At 61.9% G+C, this 15,760-nt stretch carries 13 protein-coding genes and 2 pseudogenes; 10 read left to right on the top strand and 5 right to left on the bottom strand.

What is annotated here, in order from left to right; genetic code table 11:
- Positions 1-86 precede the first annotated feature (86 nt).
- Positions 87-1,231 (top strand): IS3 family transposase gene (locus tag F9K07_RS30350; protein ID WP_159597316.1). Its coding sequence is split into 2 segments (ribosomal slippage): positions 87-375 and positions 375-1,231, totalling 1,146 coding nucleotides; the frame shifts between segments, so codons are not numbered across the junction.
- 344 nt (positions 1,232-1,575) lie between these two features.
- On the opposite strand, the pseudogene F9K07_RS30345 reads toward F9K07_RS30350, so the two are convergent.
- From F9K07_RS30345 to F9K07_RS30335, 3 genes and pseudogenes are all read right to left on the bottom strand, one after another.
- Positions 1,576-2,544 (bottom strand): annotated as a pseudogene (locus F9K07_RS30345) (IS5 family transposase).
- 280 nt (positions 2,545-2,824) lie between these two features.
- Positions 2,825-3,760: an electron transfer flavoprotein subunit alpha/FixB family protein gene (locus F9K07_RS30340; protein WP_159597315.1), complete on the bottom strand. Its 936-nt coding sequence runs from the start codon at positions 3,758-3,760 to the stop codon at positions 2,825-2,827.
- Between the two features lie 11 nt (positions 3,761-3,771).
- Complete coding sequence (locus F9K07_RS30335) at positions 3,772-4,521, bottom strand: electron transfer flavoprotein subunit beta/FixA family protein (RefSeq protein WP_159597314.1); 750 nt, start codon at positions 4,519-4,521, stop codon at positions 3,772-3,774.
- Between the two features lie 543 nt (positions 4,522-5,064).
- On the opposite strand from F9K07_RS30335, the gene F9K07_RS30330 reads away from it, so the two are divergent.
- The 4 genes and pseudogenes from F9K07_RS30330 to F9K07_RS30320 form a co-directional block, all read left to right on the top strand.
- Positions 5,065-7,980 carry a Tn3-like element IS1071 family transposase gene (locus tag F9K07_RS30330; protein ID WP_003049965.1) on the top strand — a complete coding sequence of 972 codons (2,916 nt, stop codon included), beginning with the start codon at positions 5,065-5,067 and terminating at the stop codon, positions 7,978-7,980.
- A gap of 157 nt (positions 7,981-8,137) precedes the next feature.
- Positions 8,138-8,272, top strand: coding sequence for a hypothetical protein (locus tag F9K07_RS32150; RefSeq protein ID WP_268894765.1), 135 nt, complete (start codon positions 8,138-8,140; stop codon positions 8,270-8,272).
- A gap of 1 nt (position 8,273) precedes the next feature.
- Positions 8,274-9,143, top strand: a complete 870-nt coding sequence (locus tag F9K07_RS30325; RefSeq protein ID WP_159597313.1) for a UPF0280 family protein — start codon at positions 8,274-8,276, stop codon at positions 9,141-9,143.
- Between the two features lie 13 nt (positions 9,144-9,156).
- A pseudogene (locus F9K07_RS30320) lies at positions 9,157-9,468 on the top strand (uracil-DNA glycosylase family protein); the annotation flags it as partial.
- 51 nt (positions 9,469-9,519) lie between these two features.
- On the opposite strand, the gene F9K07_RS30315 reads toward F9K07_RS30320, so the two are convergent.
- Positions 9,520-9,999, bottom strand: coding sequence for a MarR family winged helix-turn-helix transcriptional regulator (locus F9K07_RS30315; protein ID WP_159597311.1), 480 nt, complete (start codon positions 9,997-9,999; stop codon positions 9,520-9,522).
- Positions 10,000-10,088: 89 nt separating this feature from the next.
- Between F9K07_RS30315 and F9K07_RS30310 the strand changes: the two genes are divergently transcribed.
- The 4 genes from F9K07_RS30310 to F9K07_RS30295 all read left to right on the top strand — a co-directional run bounded on the left by F9K07_RS30310 (position 10,089) and on the right by F9K07_RS30295 (position 14,562).
- Positions 10,089-11,369, top strand: a complete 1,281-nt coding sequence (locus tag F9K07_RS30310) for a Rieske 2Fe-2S domain-containing protein (RefSeq protein ID WP_159597310.1) — start codon at positions 10,089-10,091, stop codon at positions 11,367-11,369.
- Between the two features lie 74 nt (positions 11,370-11,443).
- Entirely contained in the window at positions 11,444-12,397 is a 954-nt protein-coding gene (locus F9K07_RS30305; RefSeq protein WP_159597309.1) for a Bug family tripartite tricarboxylate transporter substrate binding protein, read from the top strand.
- A gap of 77 nt (positions 12,398-12,474) precedes the next feature.
- Positions 12,475-13,416, top strand: coding sequence for a PDR/VanB family oxidoreductase (locus F9K07_RS30300; RefSeq protein WP_159597308.1), 942 nt, complete (start codon positions 12,475-12,477; stop codon positions 13,414-13,416).
- A gap of 183 nt (positions 13,417-13,599) precedes the next feature.
- Positions 13,600-14,562 carry a tripartite tricarboxylate transporter substrate binding protein gene (locus F9K07_RS30295; protein ID WP_236582100.1) on the top strand — a complete coding sequence of 321 codons (963 nt, stop codon included), beginning with the start codon at positions 13,600-13,602 and terminating at the stop codon, positions 14,560-14,562.
- On the opposite strand, the gene F9K07_RS30290 is transcribed toward F9K07_RS30295, so the two are convergent.
- Positions 14,534-15,358, bottom strand: coding sequence for a hypothetical protein (locus F9K07_RS30290; RefSeq protein ID WP_159597307.1), 825 nt, complete (start codon positions 15,356-15,358; stop codon positions 14,534-14,536). The genes F9K07_RS30295 and F9K07_RS30290 overlap by 29 nt on opposite strands.
- Positions 15,359-15,405: 47 nt before the next feature.
- Between F9K07_RS30290 and F9K07_RS30285 the strand changes: the two genes are divergently transcribed.
- Positions 15,406-15,759: a hypothetical protein gene (locus F9K07_RS30285; RefSeq protein ID WP_159597306.1), complete on the top strand. Its 354-nt coding sequence runs from the start codon at positions 15,406-15,408 to the stop codon at positions 15,757-15,759.
- The last annotated feature ends 1 nt before the right edge of the window (position 15,760 follow it).

The raw sequence follows: 15,760 nt of genomic DNA, 5'->3' as shown, positions 1-15,760 counted from the left end.
TCGATCCCGCCCTCCAAAGTGCTATTGATAGCCGAGGCGACATCTATCCTGACATGGAGGGACCAGAAGTACGGTTACTTTCCGGCATGCCCGAAGGGGCGCAAGGAGAAGCAAGGAAGAGGTCGAGATTTTCAGAAGAACAGATCGCGTACGCACTGCGATTGACTGAGTCAGGCACACCGGTGGTCGACGTGTGCCGCCAGATCGGCGTGTCCGAGGCGACGTACTACACGTGGAAGAAGAAGTTCGGGGACCTGGGCGTGAGCGAGCTCAAACGCCTGAAGATGCTTGAGGACGAGAACACCAGGCTCAAACGCATCGTGGCCAATCTGACGTTGGACAAACAGATCCTGCAGGAGGTCGTCCGAAAAAAGCTTTGAAGGCTGTCCAGCGGCGTGAGCTGGCGGCCTGGATGCAAGAACGCTTCAAAGTGAATGTGCGCAGGTCGTGCCGGCTGGCGCTGCTGCGGCCATCGGTCTGGTACGCAAAGAGCGAGGCACGCGATCAGAGTGCGCTGCGCCTGCGCATCCGGGAGATCGCGATGGACCGTCCACGATTCGGGTACCTGCGCGTGCTGGTCATGCTCAAGCGTGAGGGCTGGGAAATCGGCAAGCAGCGCGTCTATCGCCTGTACCGGCTGGAAGGACTGCAGTTGCGCATGAAGGTCAAGCGCCGCAAGCGCATCAGCCTGCAGCGCGGCAGGCCCGTGCCTGCCACAGGGCCGAATCAGAACTGGAGCATGGACTTCGTGCACGATCAGATGCTCGACGGACGGGCATTCCAGGTGCTCACGGTGATCGATCAGTGGAGTCGCGAGAGTGTGACTCTAGAGGCCAACTTCCGGCTCACCGGCCGGTGCGTCGGTAAGGCCCTGGACGAGGCTGCACTGCAGCGCGGATGGCCCAAGGCGATCACCGTAGACAACGGCACGGAATTCACGTCCAAGGCACTCGATGAATGGGCCTGGCGCCGCGGTGTGAAGCTCGATTACACACGTCCTGGCAAGCCCACGGACAACGGGCTCATCGAGTCATTCAACGGTCGGTTGCGTGATGAGTTTCTGAACGTCAACGAGTTCATTACGATGCAGGATGCGCGTGAGAAATTGAAGGCTTGGCAGCACGACTACAACCATCACCGTCCGCATGGCTCACTCGGCCACCTGACCCCGAGTGAGTTCGTCAAAAAGAGGCCAGATCAACAGCTGGAAAGCCGCCCAACTCCAGTTTAAAAGTGGCCGTATATGGGGGAGACGTCACTGCCCCGACGTGGACTCGTCGAGCTTGCAACCGCCGTCCCATGGCGCGCGGGTACGCTTGCCAGGGGACGGCGGCCACCGGGCTCTGCTGCCTCATCAGGCGCAGCACTGCCTTCTCGGAGATGCTAACGCGTGTCTTTTGGCGAGGAAGAACGGCTAAGGATGGTGTTCAAAACCGGCGCAGCGGAGCTCGCTGAGCGCATGAATCTCGCGACATGAAACTGCCGCGCCCGTTTCGATCGATTTCAACGCCACGGAGGTCTGTTTCTCGGCCTTTCGAGGCCCCATCCTGGCCCTTGGGCGCGCTGCAGACGCACTCATCCCGGCACCCTGTGCAAAAGCCGGTGCCGCGCCATCCACAGGTTGGAGAGCGCGAACAGCGTTTGCAGTTGCGCCGTGTTCTTCATCAGCCCTCGTTAGCGCACCTTCACAAACCCGAACTGGCGCTTGATCACCCGAAACGGGTGCTCGACCTTGGCCCGGATTCGGGCCTTCACATGCTCCAGCTCATCGAGCACGCGCCCCATCGGAGTGGCCTTGTCCAGCACCCGGCGCTTGCCCGGGCGCATGGCCACGTGCCAATTCGCCTCGATGCCCTGCGTCTCTTCGCGTTTGGCCACACCCTGGTAGCCCGCATCCGCAAACACATCGCTCTCTTCGCCGTGCACCAGCGCGCTGGCCTGCGTCACGTCGTTGACGTTGGCCGCCGTGCCGACCACCGTGTGCACCAGGCCCGAATCGGCGTCCACGCCAATGTGGGCCTTCATGCCAAAGTGCCACTGGTTGCCCTTCTTGGTCTGGTGCATCTCCGGGTCGCGCTCGCCGCTGCTGTTCTTGGTCGAGCTGGGCGCGGCGATCAAGGTGGCATCAATGGCTGTGCCGCTCTTGAGCAACAGCCCTTTGGCGGCCAGCGTGCTGTTGACCGTGGCCAGTATCTGAATGCTGAGCTGGTGCTCTTCAAGCAGGTGGCGAAAGCGCAGGATGCTCACCCGATCCGGAATGCGCTCGGCGCTGGAGAGCCCAGCGAAGTCGCGGTACAGCGGCGTCTCAAACAAGGCCTCTTCCATGGCCAGGTCCGACAGGCCGAACCACTGCTGAAGGAAATGAATGCGCAGCATGGTCTCGTGTGCAAACGGCGGTCGTCCCGTGCTGGCCACCGGCGAGGCCGCTGCAATCAACGCGATGAGTTCGCGCCACGGCACCACCAGCTCCATCTCATCCAGGAACACCGCCTTGCGCGTTCGCCTCGTGCTCAGGTTCAGTCCCAGTTCGGCTTGTTTCTTCATGACTTCATTGTTCCGCTTCGCCGGCCTTCAGGCCATTGGGGACTGCACGGGGTTTTGAACACCATCCCTAAGGTAACGTTGAGGGGCGAAGGTATAACAAGACGCCCGCGGGACTCGTGGGAGCTTGCATATAAAAAATGCAAGCGGGCGGGCGGCCTGCACGGCCTGAACGGATAAGCATTTTTTCGCGGGCTCATCCGCTTGGTAAAAGGGCTACGTCGATCTGATTTGATCTACTCGGATCCCTCTGAGTACTGCGCATTCAGAGCGAGGGGGCGAACTACGCAATTGCGTTCGTCAACTCAGGAACCGCCGTAAACAGGTCGGCCTCCAAGCCGTAATCGGCCACTGAGAAGATCGGCGCTTCCGGGTCCTTGTTGATCGCCACGATCACCTTGGAATCCTTCATGCCGGCCAAGTGTTGAATGGCACCCGAGATGCCCGCCGCGATGTACAGCTGCGGCGCCACGATCTTGCCGGTCTGGCCGACTTGTAGGTCGTTCGGTGCGTAGCCCGCGTCCACCGCCGCGCGGCTCGCGCCGATGGCCGCGCCCAGCTTGTCGGCCAGCGGCGTCATGACTTCGTTGAACTTCTCGCTGCTGCCCAGCGCGCGGCCACCGGAGACGATGATCTTCGCGGCGGTCAGTTCGGGGCGGTCGTTCTTCGCAATCTCGCTGCCTTTGAATTCGCTCTTGCCGTCGCCCAATGCAGCCGTGGCGGCTTCCACTGCTGCGCTGCCACCCGTGGCCGCTGCCGGATCGAAGCCGGTCGTGCGCACCGTGACGACGTGTTTCGCGTCGGTGCTCTGCACGGTGGCAATGGCGTTGCCGGCGTAGATCGGGCGCTCGAAGGTGTCGGCGCTGATCACTTTGGTGATGTCGGAGAGCTGGCCCACGTCCAGCGTGGCGGCCACGCGCGGTGCCACGTTCTTGCCGCTGGCCGTCGCCGGGAACAGGATGTGGCTGTAGTCGCCGGCGATGGCCAACACCTGCGCTGCGACGTTCTCGGCCAGGCCGTGTTCGAAGCCCGGCGCGTCGGCGTGGATGACTTTGGCGACGCCGGCGATGGCGGCAGCGGCTTTGGCGGCTTCACCGGCGTTGTGCCCCGCGATGAGCACGTGCACGTCACCCCCGCATTGGGCGGCGGCGGTCACGGTGTTGAGGGTGGCCGGCTTGATGCTGGCGTTGTCGTGTTCGGCAATAACGAGTACGGTCATTTGTCGGTTCCTCAGATCACTTTTGCTTCATTCTTGAGCTTGTCCACCAGGGCGGCGACGTCCGCCACCTTCACGCCTGCGCCACGCTTCGGTGGCTCGCTGACCTTCAAGGTCTTGATGCGCGGCTTCACATCCACACCGAGGTCTTCGGGTTTGACGATGTCCAGCGTCTTCTTCTTCGCCTTCATGATGTTGGGCAGCGTCACATAACGCGGCTCGTTCAAACGCAGGTCGGTGGTGATCACGGCAGGCAACGTGAGCGCCAGCGTCTCAGAGCCACCATCCACTTCGCGTGTGACGCTGACTTTCCCGTCGGCCACTTCCACCTTCGATGCAAAAGTAGCTTGCGGCAATCCAGCCAACGCAGCGAGCATCTGGCCGGTCTGGTTGCAGTCGTCGTCGATAGCCTGTTTGCCCAGAATGATCAGGCCGGGTTGTTCCTTGTCCACCAGCGCCTTGAGCAGCTTGGCCACGGCCAGCGGCTGCAGCTCTTCACTAGTTTCCACCAGGATGGCGCGGTCCGCGCCAATCGCCATGGCGGTGCGCAACGTTTCCTGGCATTGCGTGACGCCACAAGACACGGCGATCACTTCGGTGACCACACCCTTCTCTTTCAAACGAACCGCTTCTTCCACCGCGATCTCGTCGAACGGGTTCATGCTCATCTTGACGTTGGCGATGTCCACACCGCTGCCGTCGCTCTTGACTCGAACCTTGACGTTGTAATCCACCACGCGTTTGACACCCACCAATATCTTCATATGCGTCTCCGAAAAGGTTGAAAGCGTAGCGACACCACGCATACGTGTCCAATCTTGATTTGTCGAGGTCCCATCAATTTTTATCATGGTCAAGACCTGCACGTCACTGGAGCGACGCCGGTCATTCAAGGATCGAAGCCCTGCCGATGGATCCCTATCGAGTGCTTGTCAACCGCTCGCCTGCAGCTTCCACACACGATCATCACCGACCCAGCGAAGCATGCGCCGCTTCCGCACGGAAGAGCTCACACCCACGCCCTTCTCCTGAACTTCGGCCCGATCGAAAAGTCATGCAACGTCCCTCCGAAAGTGCACAGGGAGAGGCAGAGGAGCAATTCAAGAAGCTTATATGTTCCACATAAAAGAACAGTATTCCTTTGAATGAAACGACGATATCAGGGGTCTCCTCGTTTTCAGTGCAATAAGTGACGGTACGCAAAGCTAGCACTGGCGCGGGGGTGGTCTGGGTAGACCGTTGATTTCATTGACTTTCCTGTTCGCTTTGTAAACGGGTATGGTGGCCTCCCACTTTTGAGGTTCACGATGCAGGGTTGGCACACAACGTTTTTGGGGATGCGTGGGCTCCCCCGCGATATCAGCGACTTCGAGATGAAGGCATTTTTCACCTTCGATGGTGCCGAGCGCGACGCAATCAATGCACGCCGAGGTGATTCCCACAAGCTTGGTCTGGCGCTCCATATTGGTTTCCTGCGCATGAGTGGGCGTTTGCTCGGTGCCTTTCGGGTAATTCCAGTAGCCTTGTGGCGCCACCTTGGCAACGAGCTTGGCATTGCAGCACCAGAAGTCGCCTCGCTGAGAGCCATGTATGAACGCGGGCGCACGCTATTCGATCACCAACAAGTAGCCTGCACGGTCCTTGGATTCCAGTGGATGAGCGAGCACCAGCGCCGCTCACTGGTACGTGAACTGCGCGACGAAGTGGCGCGCTGCGCCGACCGCGATCAGCTACTCGTGCGGGCGCGTCAATGGCTGTACAAGAACAAGCTGGTGATCGTGCACGAGCGGGCAATTCGGACACTGATTGCGGCGGCACTTGCCCAGCTTGAAGTTGAAACAGGCACCGCCATCGCCGCCAGCGTTGATCCAGCAACACTTGATCGCTGGCGAGCCTCAGTTTCAGAGCTGCGCCCAGATGGACAAACCCAGCAGAGTTGGCTATGGGCTGCACCGGCGAAACACTCAACCCGCCAAATCAGCGAGGTACTGGAGCGCATCGACCTGCTTTACACGCTGGACGTTCATAAGCACCTGGCAGACATCCCCGATCTCATCTTGCGCCGCTACGCGCGCCGACTTGTCTCCAGGCCGCCCTCAGCCGGAGCCAAGATCAAAGAGCCAGCGCGCACCGTGGAGGTCGCATGCTTTCTTCGGTATTGCCTGTTCACCACCACAGACCAGTTGATCCTTATGGTGCAGCGCCGGATCGCCGATCTGTGGCGTCAGGCTGCCGCCGATGTCCCCGCTACCGTCAATTGGGCCGCAATGTACAAAACGCTGCTCGGCGAACTTGTTGCCTTGAGCGCGCAAGGTGCGGTGCCAGATGCTGAGTTGCGTGCCCGTCTTGAAGCCTTGATCACCGAAACCCAGAAACGCAAACCACCGAGCAGGGCCTCCCTGGTCCGCGAGGGATTGATTGATGGAATTCGCCCCGTGCGGTCGTTGCTCGTCGCCATTGCAAAGCTGCCCTGGCAGGCCACCGGCGAGCATCCTGCCATCGAGTACCTTGCCAAGCTGCAAGCTTTATATCTCAAAGGATCCAGAAAGCTGCCAGTTGAAGTGGTGGCACCAAGTCTGGGAATGATCTGGCAGGTTTCGATCTCCAGCCCAGACCGGGAACGGGCGTTTCAGGCGTTGGAGGTGGCCACCCTGTTTGCCCTGCGCCGCGCGGTGCGCAATGGCTCGGTCTGGATTGAGCACAGCCTGAGCTTTCGGGGTCGTGCGCGCTTGTTCTTCACGGACGAGCGTTGGCAGGCAGAGTCCAAGAAACACTATGCCCGTCTATCGTTACCCAGCAAGGCTGCCACTTTCTTGAAGCCTTTGCTGGCCAGAGTAACTGCCGGTGTCGATGCGGTGGCCGCTGCAGCCCGCAGTGGCGTACTGCGCGTGGATGATGAACTCCATTTGTCGCCATTGCCCGCAGAGGACGAAGACCCAGAAGTGACCAAGCTGCGCGCGGCTTTGGATCACCGCATCGGTGAGGTTCAATTGCCGGAAGTGATTCTGGCCGTTGACGCCCAGGTGCGCTTTAGCTGGATCATGCTCGGACGTGAGCCGCGCTCTACCGACGAGCTGCTGATGGTCTATGCCGGCATCATGGCCCACGGCACCAGTCTGACTGCGGTCGAATGCGCGCGCATGATTCCGCAATTGTCTGCCACCAGCATTCGCCAGGCCATGCGCTGGGCGCGGGACGAACGGCGTCTGAGCCAGGCCTGCCAGGCTGTGCTGGAATTCATGCAGCGACACCCGATTGCCGCCACCTGGGGGCGGTCCGATTTGGCATCTTCTGACATGATGAGCATGGAGACCACCAAACGGGTGTGGCAAGCCCGGCTTGATCCTCGGCGCAACACACCTTCCATTGGAATCTACTCCCATGTAAAAGACCGGTGGGGCATCTTCCATGCGCAGCCCTTTGTGCTCAATGAGCGCCAGGCGGGCGTGGCCATTGAAGGTGTCATCCGCCAAGAAAAGCTGGAGACCAGCCAGCTTGCTGTGGATACCCATGGCTACACCGACTTTGCCATGTCACATGCCCGTTTGCTTGGTTTTGATCTTTGCCCGCGGTTGAAGGAACTCAAACAGCGCCACCTCTTTGTGCCACGCGGCACCAAAGTGCCCGCAGAAATCGCTGCGGTGTGCGAAGCCAATGTCGACGTCGCTTTGATCGAAAAGCATTGGGATAGTCTGGTGCACCTGGCAGCCTCGGTCATGAGCGGACATGCCAGTGCGGTGGCAGCTCTTGCGCGGTTCGGTTCTGCCGCCCAGGGCGATCCAATCTATGAGGCTGGCGTGCAATTGGGGCGGTTGCTGCGTACGGCGTTTTTGGCTGACTACTTTGTCAAGGACGCTTTCAGGAACGAGTTGCGCCGGGTGCTCAATCGGGGCGAGGCTGTTAACGCCCTCAAGCGCGCCATTTATACCGGCCGGATCAGCCCGGCGCAGGCCAAACGTGTCGATGAAATGCAGGCTGTGGCCGATGCGTTGAGCCTGATGGCCAACATCGTGATGGCGTGGAATACCTCACAGATGCAGGCGGTCCTGGATCGCTGGTCGAACCGCCGCCAGGTCATTCCACCGGAACTGATCGGGAAGATTGCGCCCACCAGGCTGGAGAGCATCAACTTGCGGGGTGTGTTTCGCTTCCCGGTTGACCGCTATGCTGACCAAATCCTGCCTTCGCGGCCAAATGCATCGATAACTGGCACCAATGGATGAAACCGACCACGGTTTGACGCCACGAATCGCAGATTTGAAAGTGAACAGGAAAGTCAATGAAATCAACGATCTACCAACACCACCTCCGCGCCAGTGCTAGCTTTTCGTACCGTCACTTATTGCACTGAAAACGAGGAGACCCCCCATCGAATTCTCGATGACCATGGCGGACTACCTCGACTTCGGCGGCCACAGCGACCAGGTGTTTTCCGTCGATGCCGCGTTGAGCCGTGCCCGGACAGCACTGCAGGCGCCGCCGCGGGGCTACGAGGTGCGTACGATCGGCGAATGACGTGGGCCCTGTATGCGGCCGGCTCGATCAGGGCCGTATCCACTTCCAGCACGGTCCCATCGACCTGGTGATCTTCGCGCTGGGCGAGAGCGCCGTGATCGAAGAAGCCCACGCGAAGGCCTGGGCACGTTTCGGGCAGATCCTGCCGGAATTGGTCGCCGAACTTCCCGACCTTCGGCAAGCGATCGACCCGCGAGTCCAATGCGGGATGGTGGGCCCTGTCGCCCGGCGAATGTGGAGCGCTTGTCGTCCATTCGCGCGCGACTTCATCACGCCGATGGCGGCCGTGGCCGGATCCGTCTCGGATGAAATCGTGGATTTCTATCGGACTGCCGGTGTCAGGCGAGCCGCCATCAACAACGGAGGCGACATTGCCCTGCATCTTGAAGCGGGCGAACGAATGCGCATTGCGGTTGTGCCCGACATCTCTGATCCGCACGCGGCACACGATCCCGGAAAACGGCTCCACCTGAACATCGATGCCGCGAACCCAGTCCGTGGTGTTGCGACGAGTGGATGGCCGGGGCGGAGCTTCTCGCTCGGCATCGCGGACAGTGTGACCATCCTCGCATTGACGGCTGCGCAGGCGGACGCCGCCGCAACAGCGGTCGCCAACGCGGTCAACGTCGATCACCCGCTTGTCGTTCGCCGGCCTGCCCGGGAGTTGCAACCGGATTCGGACTTGGGCGACCGCCTCGTGACAGTGGCCGTACCGGCTCTCCCGGAAACCGTGGTGCACGACGCCCTGGACGCCGGGGAGGCCAAGGCTCGCGAGCTGCTCGACGCGAACTTGATCGCGGCCGCGGTGCTGGTGTGTCAGGGCCGGGTTCGAATGGTAGGTCGTAGTGCGTTCATCTTGCAGCCACCATGACCGAAGCAGTCCGATGACCGCCAACAGGAATGGGAGCGGCGTCCCCTGGAATGACGCCAGTGGCAAGCGCCTGCGCGAATGGCTGGGAGTGGATGACGCAACGTTCCATGACGTGCGCAAGTGCGCGATCGTTCCAATGGGGATGTGTTATCCCGGGCGAGGTGCTGGAGGCGACTTGCCGCCGCGTCCTGAATGCGCGCCACTGTGGCATGACCGGATTTTCGCGCTCATGCCGCGGGTCGAACTCACCATTCTGATCGGGCAGTACGCCCAAGCGAAATTCCTTGGATCGCGCCGTGGCCCAACGCTCACCGAGAAAGAGCGTGTCGCCAGCGTGCTGGCGCAATGACCAGCGCAGCGCGAAACATGTGAGCCTTCAGGCGGCTTCTCCGGACGCAGCGTCCGGAGCACTCAGTCGTGCGGCGCGGTCCCCGAGAACCGACATCACGTGGAAGAAAGTCTTCGCATCCGCCGCCGAAACTTCGGCAAGCAGGTCGGCCTCCACCTGACTGATCATGGCCTCGACGTGCCGGTGGACCTTTTTGCCGGGCGTGGACAGGCTCAAGCTCAGGCGCCTCCTGTCATGCATGTCCACTGCCTTCTTGACATAGCCCTGTTCGACCAGCTTTTCGATTGCGCGGGCAACGAAGAAGGCGTCCGTGCTCGTCCTCGCGGCCACTTCCTTGGCAGAGATCGGCTCGAATCGACCGATGACCGCCATGACTCGCCAACCGATCACCGTCAGGCCGAACTCATCCTTCCACCTCGGCGCAAGAAAGCGCGTGATGCGCGTGGCGATCGAAAGACAACGGTAGGAAATCCTGTTTTCGAGAGGGACGCTGTTCGGGGTACGCATCCGTTGATTCTATGGGGCCACCGCAGTTGACAGCCATGAACGACGACCCAATAATAGCGAACCGCTACTAATTTTGAAGGAGATCGGGTATGTCGAATTCCGAGAGCAATGAGACCTTGACTCGGATGGGTCCAGGCGCTGCCATGGGACGGGTGTTCCGGCAGTTTTGGCAGCCCGCGCTGCTCTCCGAGGAATTGCCCGTAGCGGACTGTCCGCCGGTTCGCGTGCGGCTGATGGGGGAAGACTTTGTCGCCTTTCGCGACTCCAGCGGCAAAGTGGGGTTGCTCGACGCGCATTGCCCCCACCGACTCGCGGACCTGTTCTTCGGCCGCAACGAGGAGGGCGGTCTTCGTTGCGTCTATCACGGCTGGAAGTTCAGCGTGGCGGGTGAAATCCTCGACATGCCCAGCGAACCGCAAGGAAGCCCCATGCGCTGCAACCCGAATCTGCGTGCAAAGGCGTATCCCGTGCGGGAAGCGGGCGGCATCATCTGGGCGTATCTCGGCCCGCAAGAGTCCATGCCGGCTTTGCCCGACATGGAATTCATGAGCCTTCCTCCGCAGAACGTCCATGTTTCCAAGTGCCTGATGAAGTGCAACTATCTGCAGGCACTCGAGGGCAGTATCGACACGGCCCACCTGACCTTCCTGCACCATTCCATGGCCCCGATGGAGAAGGACGTCTTTGCCGTGGGCAATCTTCAGGAATTCGGGGATGCGGATGGGGCGCCGCGGTTCTTCTGCGAAGACACCGACTTCGGAATGCGAATCTCCGCACGAAGGGACGGGGGTAACGGCAACTACTACTGGCGCATCACCCAGTGGTTGATGCCCAACTACGTGTTGGTGCCCACAGCCGAGGGGCTGGTGTGCAGAGCCAATCTGTTCATTGCCATCGACGACGAAAACTGCTGGTGGTATCGCGTCCGCTATCACGTCGGACGTCCTCTTGGCAGTGACGAGCTGGCGGAATACAAGACTGGAAATCTGGATTACGCGAGATTGATCCCGGGCACCTACATTCCGCAGGGGAACCGCGCGAACGATTACCTGATGGATCGGGATCTGCAGAGACGCGGCTCATTCACCGGAATTCCGAGTGCCCAACTTCAGGACCTCGCCGTGCAGGAGAGCCAGGGGCCGATCGCAGACCGGACCAAGGAGCACTTGGGTACCTCGGACACCGCGATCGTGAAATGCCGCAGACGCCTCCTCGAGGTTGCGAAGAAGTTCGCAAATGACGGAACCGTCCCGACGGCGGCGAAGCGCGGCGAACTCTACAAGCACCGCGCCATTGCCATTCTGCTTCCGATGGATATCACACCTGAACAGGCGGGAAGCCATCCGGCAACAGTGCCCGATGCCCGATAGTGCCCCCCAAGACAGTACGCAAGGAGACAGCTGTGAAACGGATATCGAAGTGTGGAATTTCCTTGAGGCTTGCCGTGGCGTTGTTCGCCTCGGCCATCCTGTGCAACGCGCACGCCCAGACCAAGGAGGTGTGGCCGTCCAAGCCAGTCCGGTTCGTCGTTCCATTCACGGCGGGCGGTTCCATCGATGTGCTGGCACGCCTGGTGGGCAGACACCTCGAAACCCGTCTGAATCAACCGATCGTGGTGGAGAACCGCACGGGCGCCGGTGGAACGGTCGGTACTGATCTTGTGGCCAGGGCTCCGGCGGATGGGTACACGCTACTTTTCACCGCGCAAGGGCCGTTGGTGCTCAACCCCTTCCTGATGAAGCGCCTGCCGTACGACGCGACAACATTTGCGCCCGTGACGGTCGTGGTCGAGGCGCCGAACGTGCTCGTCGCGAGCAGGCAGCTGCCGGTTTCCAGCTTCGAGGAACTGCGCAACTTCGCCAAAGCCAATCCCGAAAAGATGACATTCGCGACTCAGGGCATCGGGACGACAGGCCATGTCACGGGCGAATTGATCAACCAGCAGGCCGGCACCGCGCTGACGCATGTCGCGTATCAGGGTTTTCCGCCGGCGCTCACCGATGTTCTCGCGGGGCGTGTCAGCCTGATGATAGGTGACACCATCAATCTTGTGCCGCGAATCGTTTCGGGGCAATTGCGCCCGATCGCTATCGCTTCCACCAGGCGCAGCGCCGTGCTGCCGAACGTTCCCACTTTCGCCGAGGCTGGCTATCCGGCGATCGTCTCGGGACCCTGGTACGCGGTCGTGGCCCCGGCAGGGACACCGATCGAGATCAGGCACAAGCTGGCCGACGAGATTCGCCAGGTGCTGGGGCTTCGCGAAGTGCAGGATAAGCTCAAGGAGCTGGGTGTCGAAGCCCGCGGCCTCTCGCCGGAGGAGTTCGATGTTTATCTGAAGTCGGAATACAAGAGATGGGGCGGGGTGATCCAGAAAGCCGGGATATCTCTTGACAAGTAGTTCTCGTCAAGAGCCCGTCACCGGGCCACCGCGAACGAACTTGATCCAACTGTAGCGTCACGCCGTATGGGGGAATCATGAAAGCCCGCGTGCATTCGATAACGTACGGCGCCGATGACGTGCTGATCTACGACATCCGCAGCGCCGATGGCCAACAGCTGCCGCCGTTCGAGGCGGGGGCGCATATTGACGTGACCATTCCCGGCGGCATCGTGCGCAGCTATTCGCTCGCCAACGATCCGTCGGATCGCCACAGGTACGTTGTCGGCGTCAAGCGTGAGGCCCAGGGTCGAGGCGGTTCGGCTTCGATGCATGCCCATGTCCAGGCCGGGACGCTGCTCGACATCGCCGGGCCGCGCAACAACTTTGCTCTCGAGGAGGATGCTGCCCATAGCGTCTTCATTGCCGGAGGAATTGGAATCACGCCGCTGTGGAGCATGGCTCAAAGGCTCGAGGCGTTGCGCAAGCCCTGGACCATGTACATGCGAGGCCGCAGCCGCAAGACGACGGCGTTCCTTGACTGCCTGTCGTCTCCCCGGTTGGGCGGGCGCGTCCATGTGAGCTTCAGCGAGGACGCCGGGACCCCGCGCCTGGACATCCACTCCATCGTCGCGAAGGCGCCGAAAGGGGCGCACATCTACTGCTGCGGACCGGAGTCAATGCTGGAGTGCGTCGAGAGCGCCTGCGTGCACCTCCCGAAGGAGCGCCTTCATCTGGAGCGCTTCAAGGCAAAGGAAATGCAGTCGCGCGACGGAGGCTACCTCGTCCGACTTGCCCGCAGCAATCAGGAGATCCGAATCCAGAAGGGATGCACGATTCTGGAATCGCTCCGGCAGCGGGGCATCCCGGTGCAGTCTTCCTGTCAGCAGGGGGTCTGCGGGGCATGTGAGACCGCGGTTCTCGCGGGCCGTCCAGACCATCGCGATTGCGTCCTCTCCGAGGAGGAGCGAACACACGGCAAGAGCATGTTGATCTGCTGCTCGGGCTCGTTGACCGAGGAGTTGGTGCTCGATCTTTAGATGCTTGCGCGACTCGTGGACCGGGCGTTGCGCGCCCGAACCCACACGGCACAGCCAGGCATCGGACCGTCCCTTGGCCTGCAAGTTTTGATGGCGGTTGGCCGTAGGTGCTCTGGTCGCCGCTGCGTAGCATGCGGAGCATCAGGCGCGTTTTCCGCGCCGCAATGCCCAGGAGACAACGCCATGCTTGCCAGAAGACCCATCCTCGCGCTCGCCCTCACCTTGCTCGCAGGTGCGATGCCGGCCTTTGCCAACACGTTCCCGACACAGCCCGTGCGCTTCATCGTGCCGTTCCCGCCCGGCGGTTCCGCCGACGCGCTCACGCGCATGCTTGCCCAGCGGATGCAGGCCGCGTGGGGCCAGGCGGTGGTTGTCGAGAACAAACCCGGCGGCACGGTGATCGGGACCGACCTCGTCGCGAAGGCGGCGCCCGACGGGCATACGATCGCGCTCGTGATCCCATCGCTCGCGGTGAACCCGAGCATCATGGCGCAACTGCCGTATGACACGGTGAAGGATCTTGCCGGCGTGACGCTGATCAGCACGCTGCCGATCGCGCTCTTTGCCACACCCAGCCTGCCCGTGAACAACGTTGCGGAACTCGTCGCCTATGCGAAGAAGAACCCGAAGACGCTGAGCTACGGCTCGGCGAGACTCGGTTCGACGTCGCACCTCGCCGGCCTGATGCTGAACCAGCTGGCCGGCGTGGACCTGGTTCACGTGCCCTACAAGGGCAGCGCCCCCGCGCAGCAGGACCTGATCGGCGGCCGGCTCACGCTGCTCTTCGACTCGTTCATTTCCCAACTGCCGATGGTGCAAGCGGGCCGCGTGAAGCTGGTGGCGCCGGCCGGACCGCGGCGGCTCCCCGGTTTCCCCGACGCCGCCCCGATCGGGGACACGGTGAAGGGATTCAACGTGGAAAGCTACTTCGGGGTCATCGCGCCACGGGCAACGCCGCCCGCGGTGTTGGCCCAGATCCACCAGGCCATCAAGAAAGCGATGGAAGACCCCGCCGTGTCTTCCTGGATGGCGACCCAGGGCATGGTGCCGGCCGCATCCACGCCGGCGCAGTTCGACGCGTTCATCCAGGCCGACATGAAAAAGTGGGCGGCGGTCGTCAAGTCACTCGGCGGCAAGATCGCGTAAGCAGCGCGTCGAGCACGCCGATCGCGGCGAAGAGCTCTTCACGCGGCGCGCCTGCATAGCCCACCAGCAGCAGCTGCTCACGCCTGCCTGGACGCGCAAGCACGCGCGCCCCGACGCGATTTTCTTCGAGAGCGCGTTCCAGCAGCCCCGGTTCGCTCACGTTTCGAAAGCTCGCCACCAGGTAGGAACCCGCGGCCTGGAACGAGAGATCTCCCGTGAAAGCGCCCCTGCGCAAGGCCGCCAGCGCCGCCTTGCGCCGCTCCCCATGGGCTTTGCGAAGCCGGTTGGCGTGACGCCCGATATAGCCTTGCGTGATGAAATCAAACAGCGTGCGCTGCATCTGCAGCGGCGAGTTGTACGCCTGCTGCTGCGCAGCGGCGGAGAAAGACTGGACCAGTTCGTGGGGAGCGACGATGAAGCCGCAGCCCACCTCGGGGAACACGCTGCGCTCGAACGAGCCGAGATAGATCGTTCGTTCGGCGCTTGCGCCCCGGGCAAGGACCGCTTCATGCGGGCCCGTTTCGTACAGGTCGAGGTCACGGTCGTCTTCGACCAGCCAGCCCGCGTGCTTGCGCGACCACCCGACCAGCTCCGCGAGCGCGTCCGCGCTCCATGGCTCGCCCGTGAACGCAAAGTCGGCCGGGCAACAGATGGCGAGCTTCGCCGAAGGCAGGGCGGCGGTGCTCCCTGCCATGCACGGAAACGGGACGACCTGCACACCGCCGCGCACGAGCCTCACGCGATTGGCGACGGCTTCGCGCAGCCGCGGGTGGCCGGCCCGGTCATGCGGCAGCATGTCCTCGGACAGCAGGTTCTTCGCATGGCGCGTGGCGAGGCGGCACCATGCCTTGCGCGGGAAGAGGTCGATGGGGCGACCACCCCGACCCCCACGTTCGCGGCAGCAACCAGCAGCCCGCCACGCTGACAGTGAGCGCGCAGCTTGTGAAGGAGCGGCCGGACCTGGTGGACCGTTATGTCGCCCAGATCGTTAACGCGGCGCGATGGAGCCAAGCGAATCGCGTTCCCACCGTGCAGTCGTTCGCGAACGAGGTCGGCACTTCCTACGAGTGGGCGGAAGCGGCATACGGCCCGCGATCGCACGAGCTGCTCACACCGTCGCTGGATGTCGAACTCGTTGCCGCCGCCAAACCCACAAGGAGTTTCTGGGGGTCTCCTCGTTTTCAGTGCAATAAGTGAC

It is taken from the genome of Hydrogenophaga sp. BPS33, assembly GCF_009859475.1.
In the GTDB taxonomy this organism is placed as follows: domain Bacteria; phylum Pseudomonadota; class Gammaproteobacteria; order Burkholderiales; family Burkholderiaceae_C; genus Hydrogenophaga.
Note: the sequence above shows the minus strand (reverse complement) of the source record. Positions and strands in the feature narration are given on the sequence as shown.

Excerpts from the sequence above, each read along its gene's own strand:
- F9K07_RS30340 (WP_159597315.1), bottom strand. The coding sequence starts at position 3,760 with ATGACCGTACTCGTTATTGCCGAACACGACAACGCCAGCATCAAGCCG.
- F9K07_RS30335 (WP_159597314.1), bottom strand. The coding sequence starts at position 4,521 with ATGAAGATATTGGTGGGTGTCAAACGCGTGGTGGATTACAACGTCAAG.
- F9K07_RS30330 (WP_003049965.1), top strand. The coding sequence starts at position 5,065 with ATGCAGGGTTGGCACACAACGTTTTTGGGGATGCGTGGGCTCCCCCGC.
- F9K07_RS32150 (WP_268894765.1), top strand. The coding sequence starts at position 8,138 with ATGACCATGGCGGACTACCTCGACTTCGGCGGCCACAGCGACCAGGTG.
- F9K07_RS30315 (WP_159597311.1), bottom strand. The coding sequence starts at position 9,999 with ATGCGTACCCCGAACAGCGTCCCTCTCGAAAACAGGATTTCCTACCGT.
- F9K07_RS30310 (WP_159597310.1), top strand. The coding sequence starts at position 10,089 with ATGTCGAATTCCGAGAGCAATGAGACCTTGACTCGGATGGGTCCAGGC.
- F9K07_RS30300 (WP_159597308.1), top strand. The coding sequence starts at position 12,475 with ATGAAAGCCCGCGTGCATTCGATAACGTACGGCGCCGATGACGTGCTG.
- F9K07_RS30295 (WP_236582100.1), top strand. The coding sequence starts at position 13,600 with ATGCTTGCCAGAAGACCCATCCTCGCGCTCGCCCTCACCTTGCTCGCA.
- F9K07_RS30290 (WP_159597307.1), bottom strand. The coding sequence starts at position 15,358 with ATGCTGCCGCATGACCGGGCCGGCCACCCGCGGCTGCGCGAAGCCGTC.
- F9K07_RS30285 (WP_159597306.1), top strand. The coding sequence starts at position 15,406 with ATGCCTTGCGCGGGAAGAGGTCGATGGGGCGACCACCCCGACCCCCAC.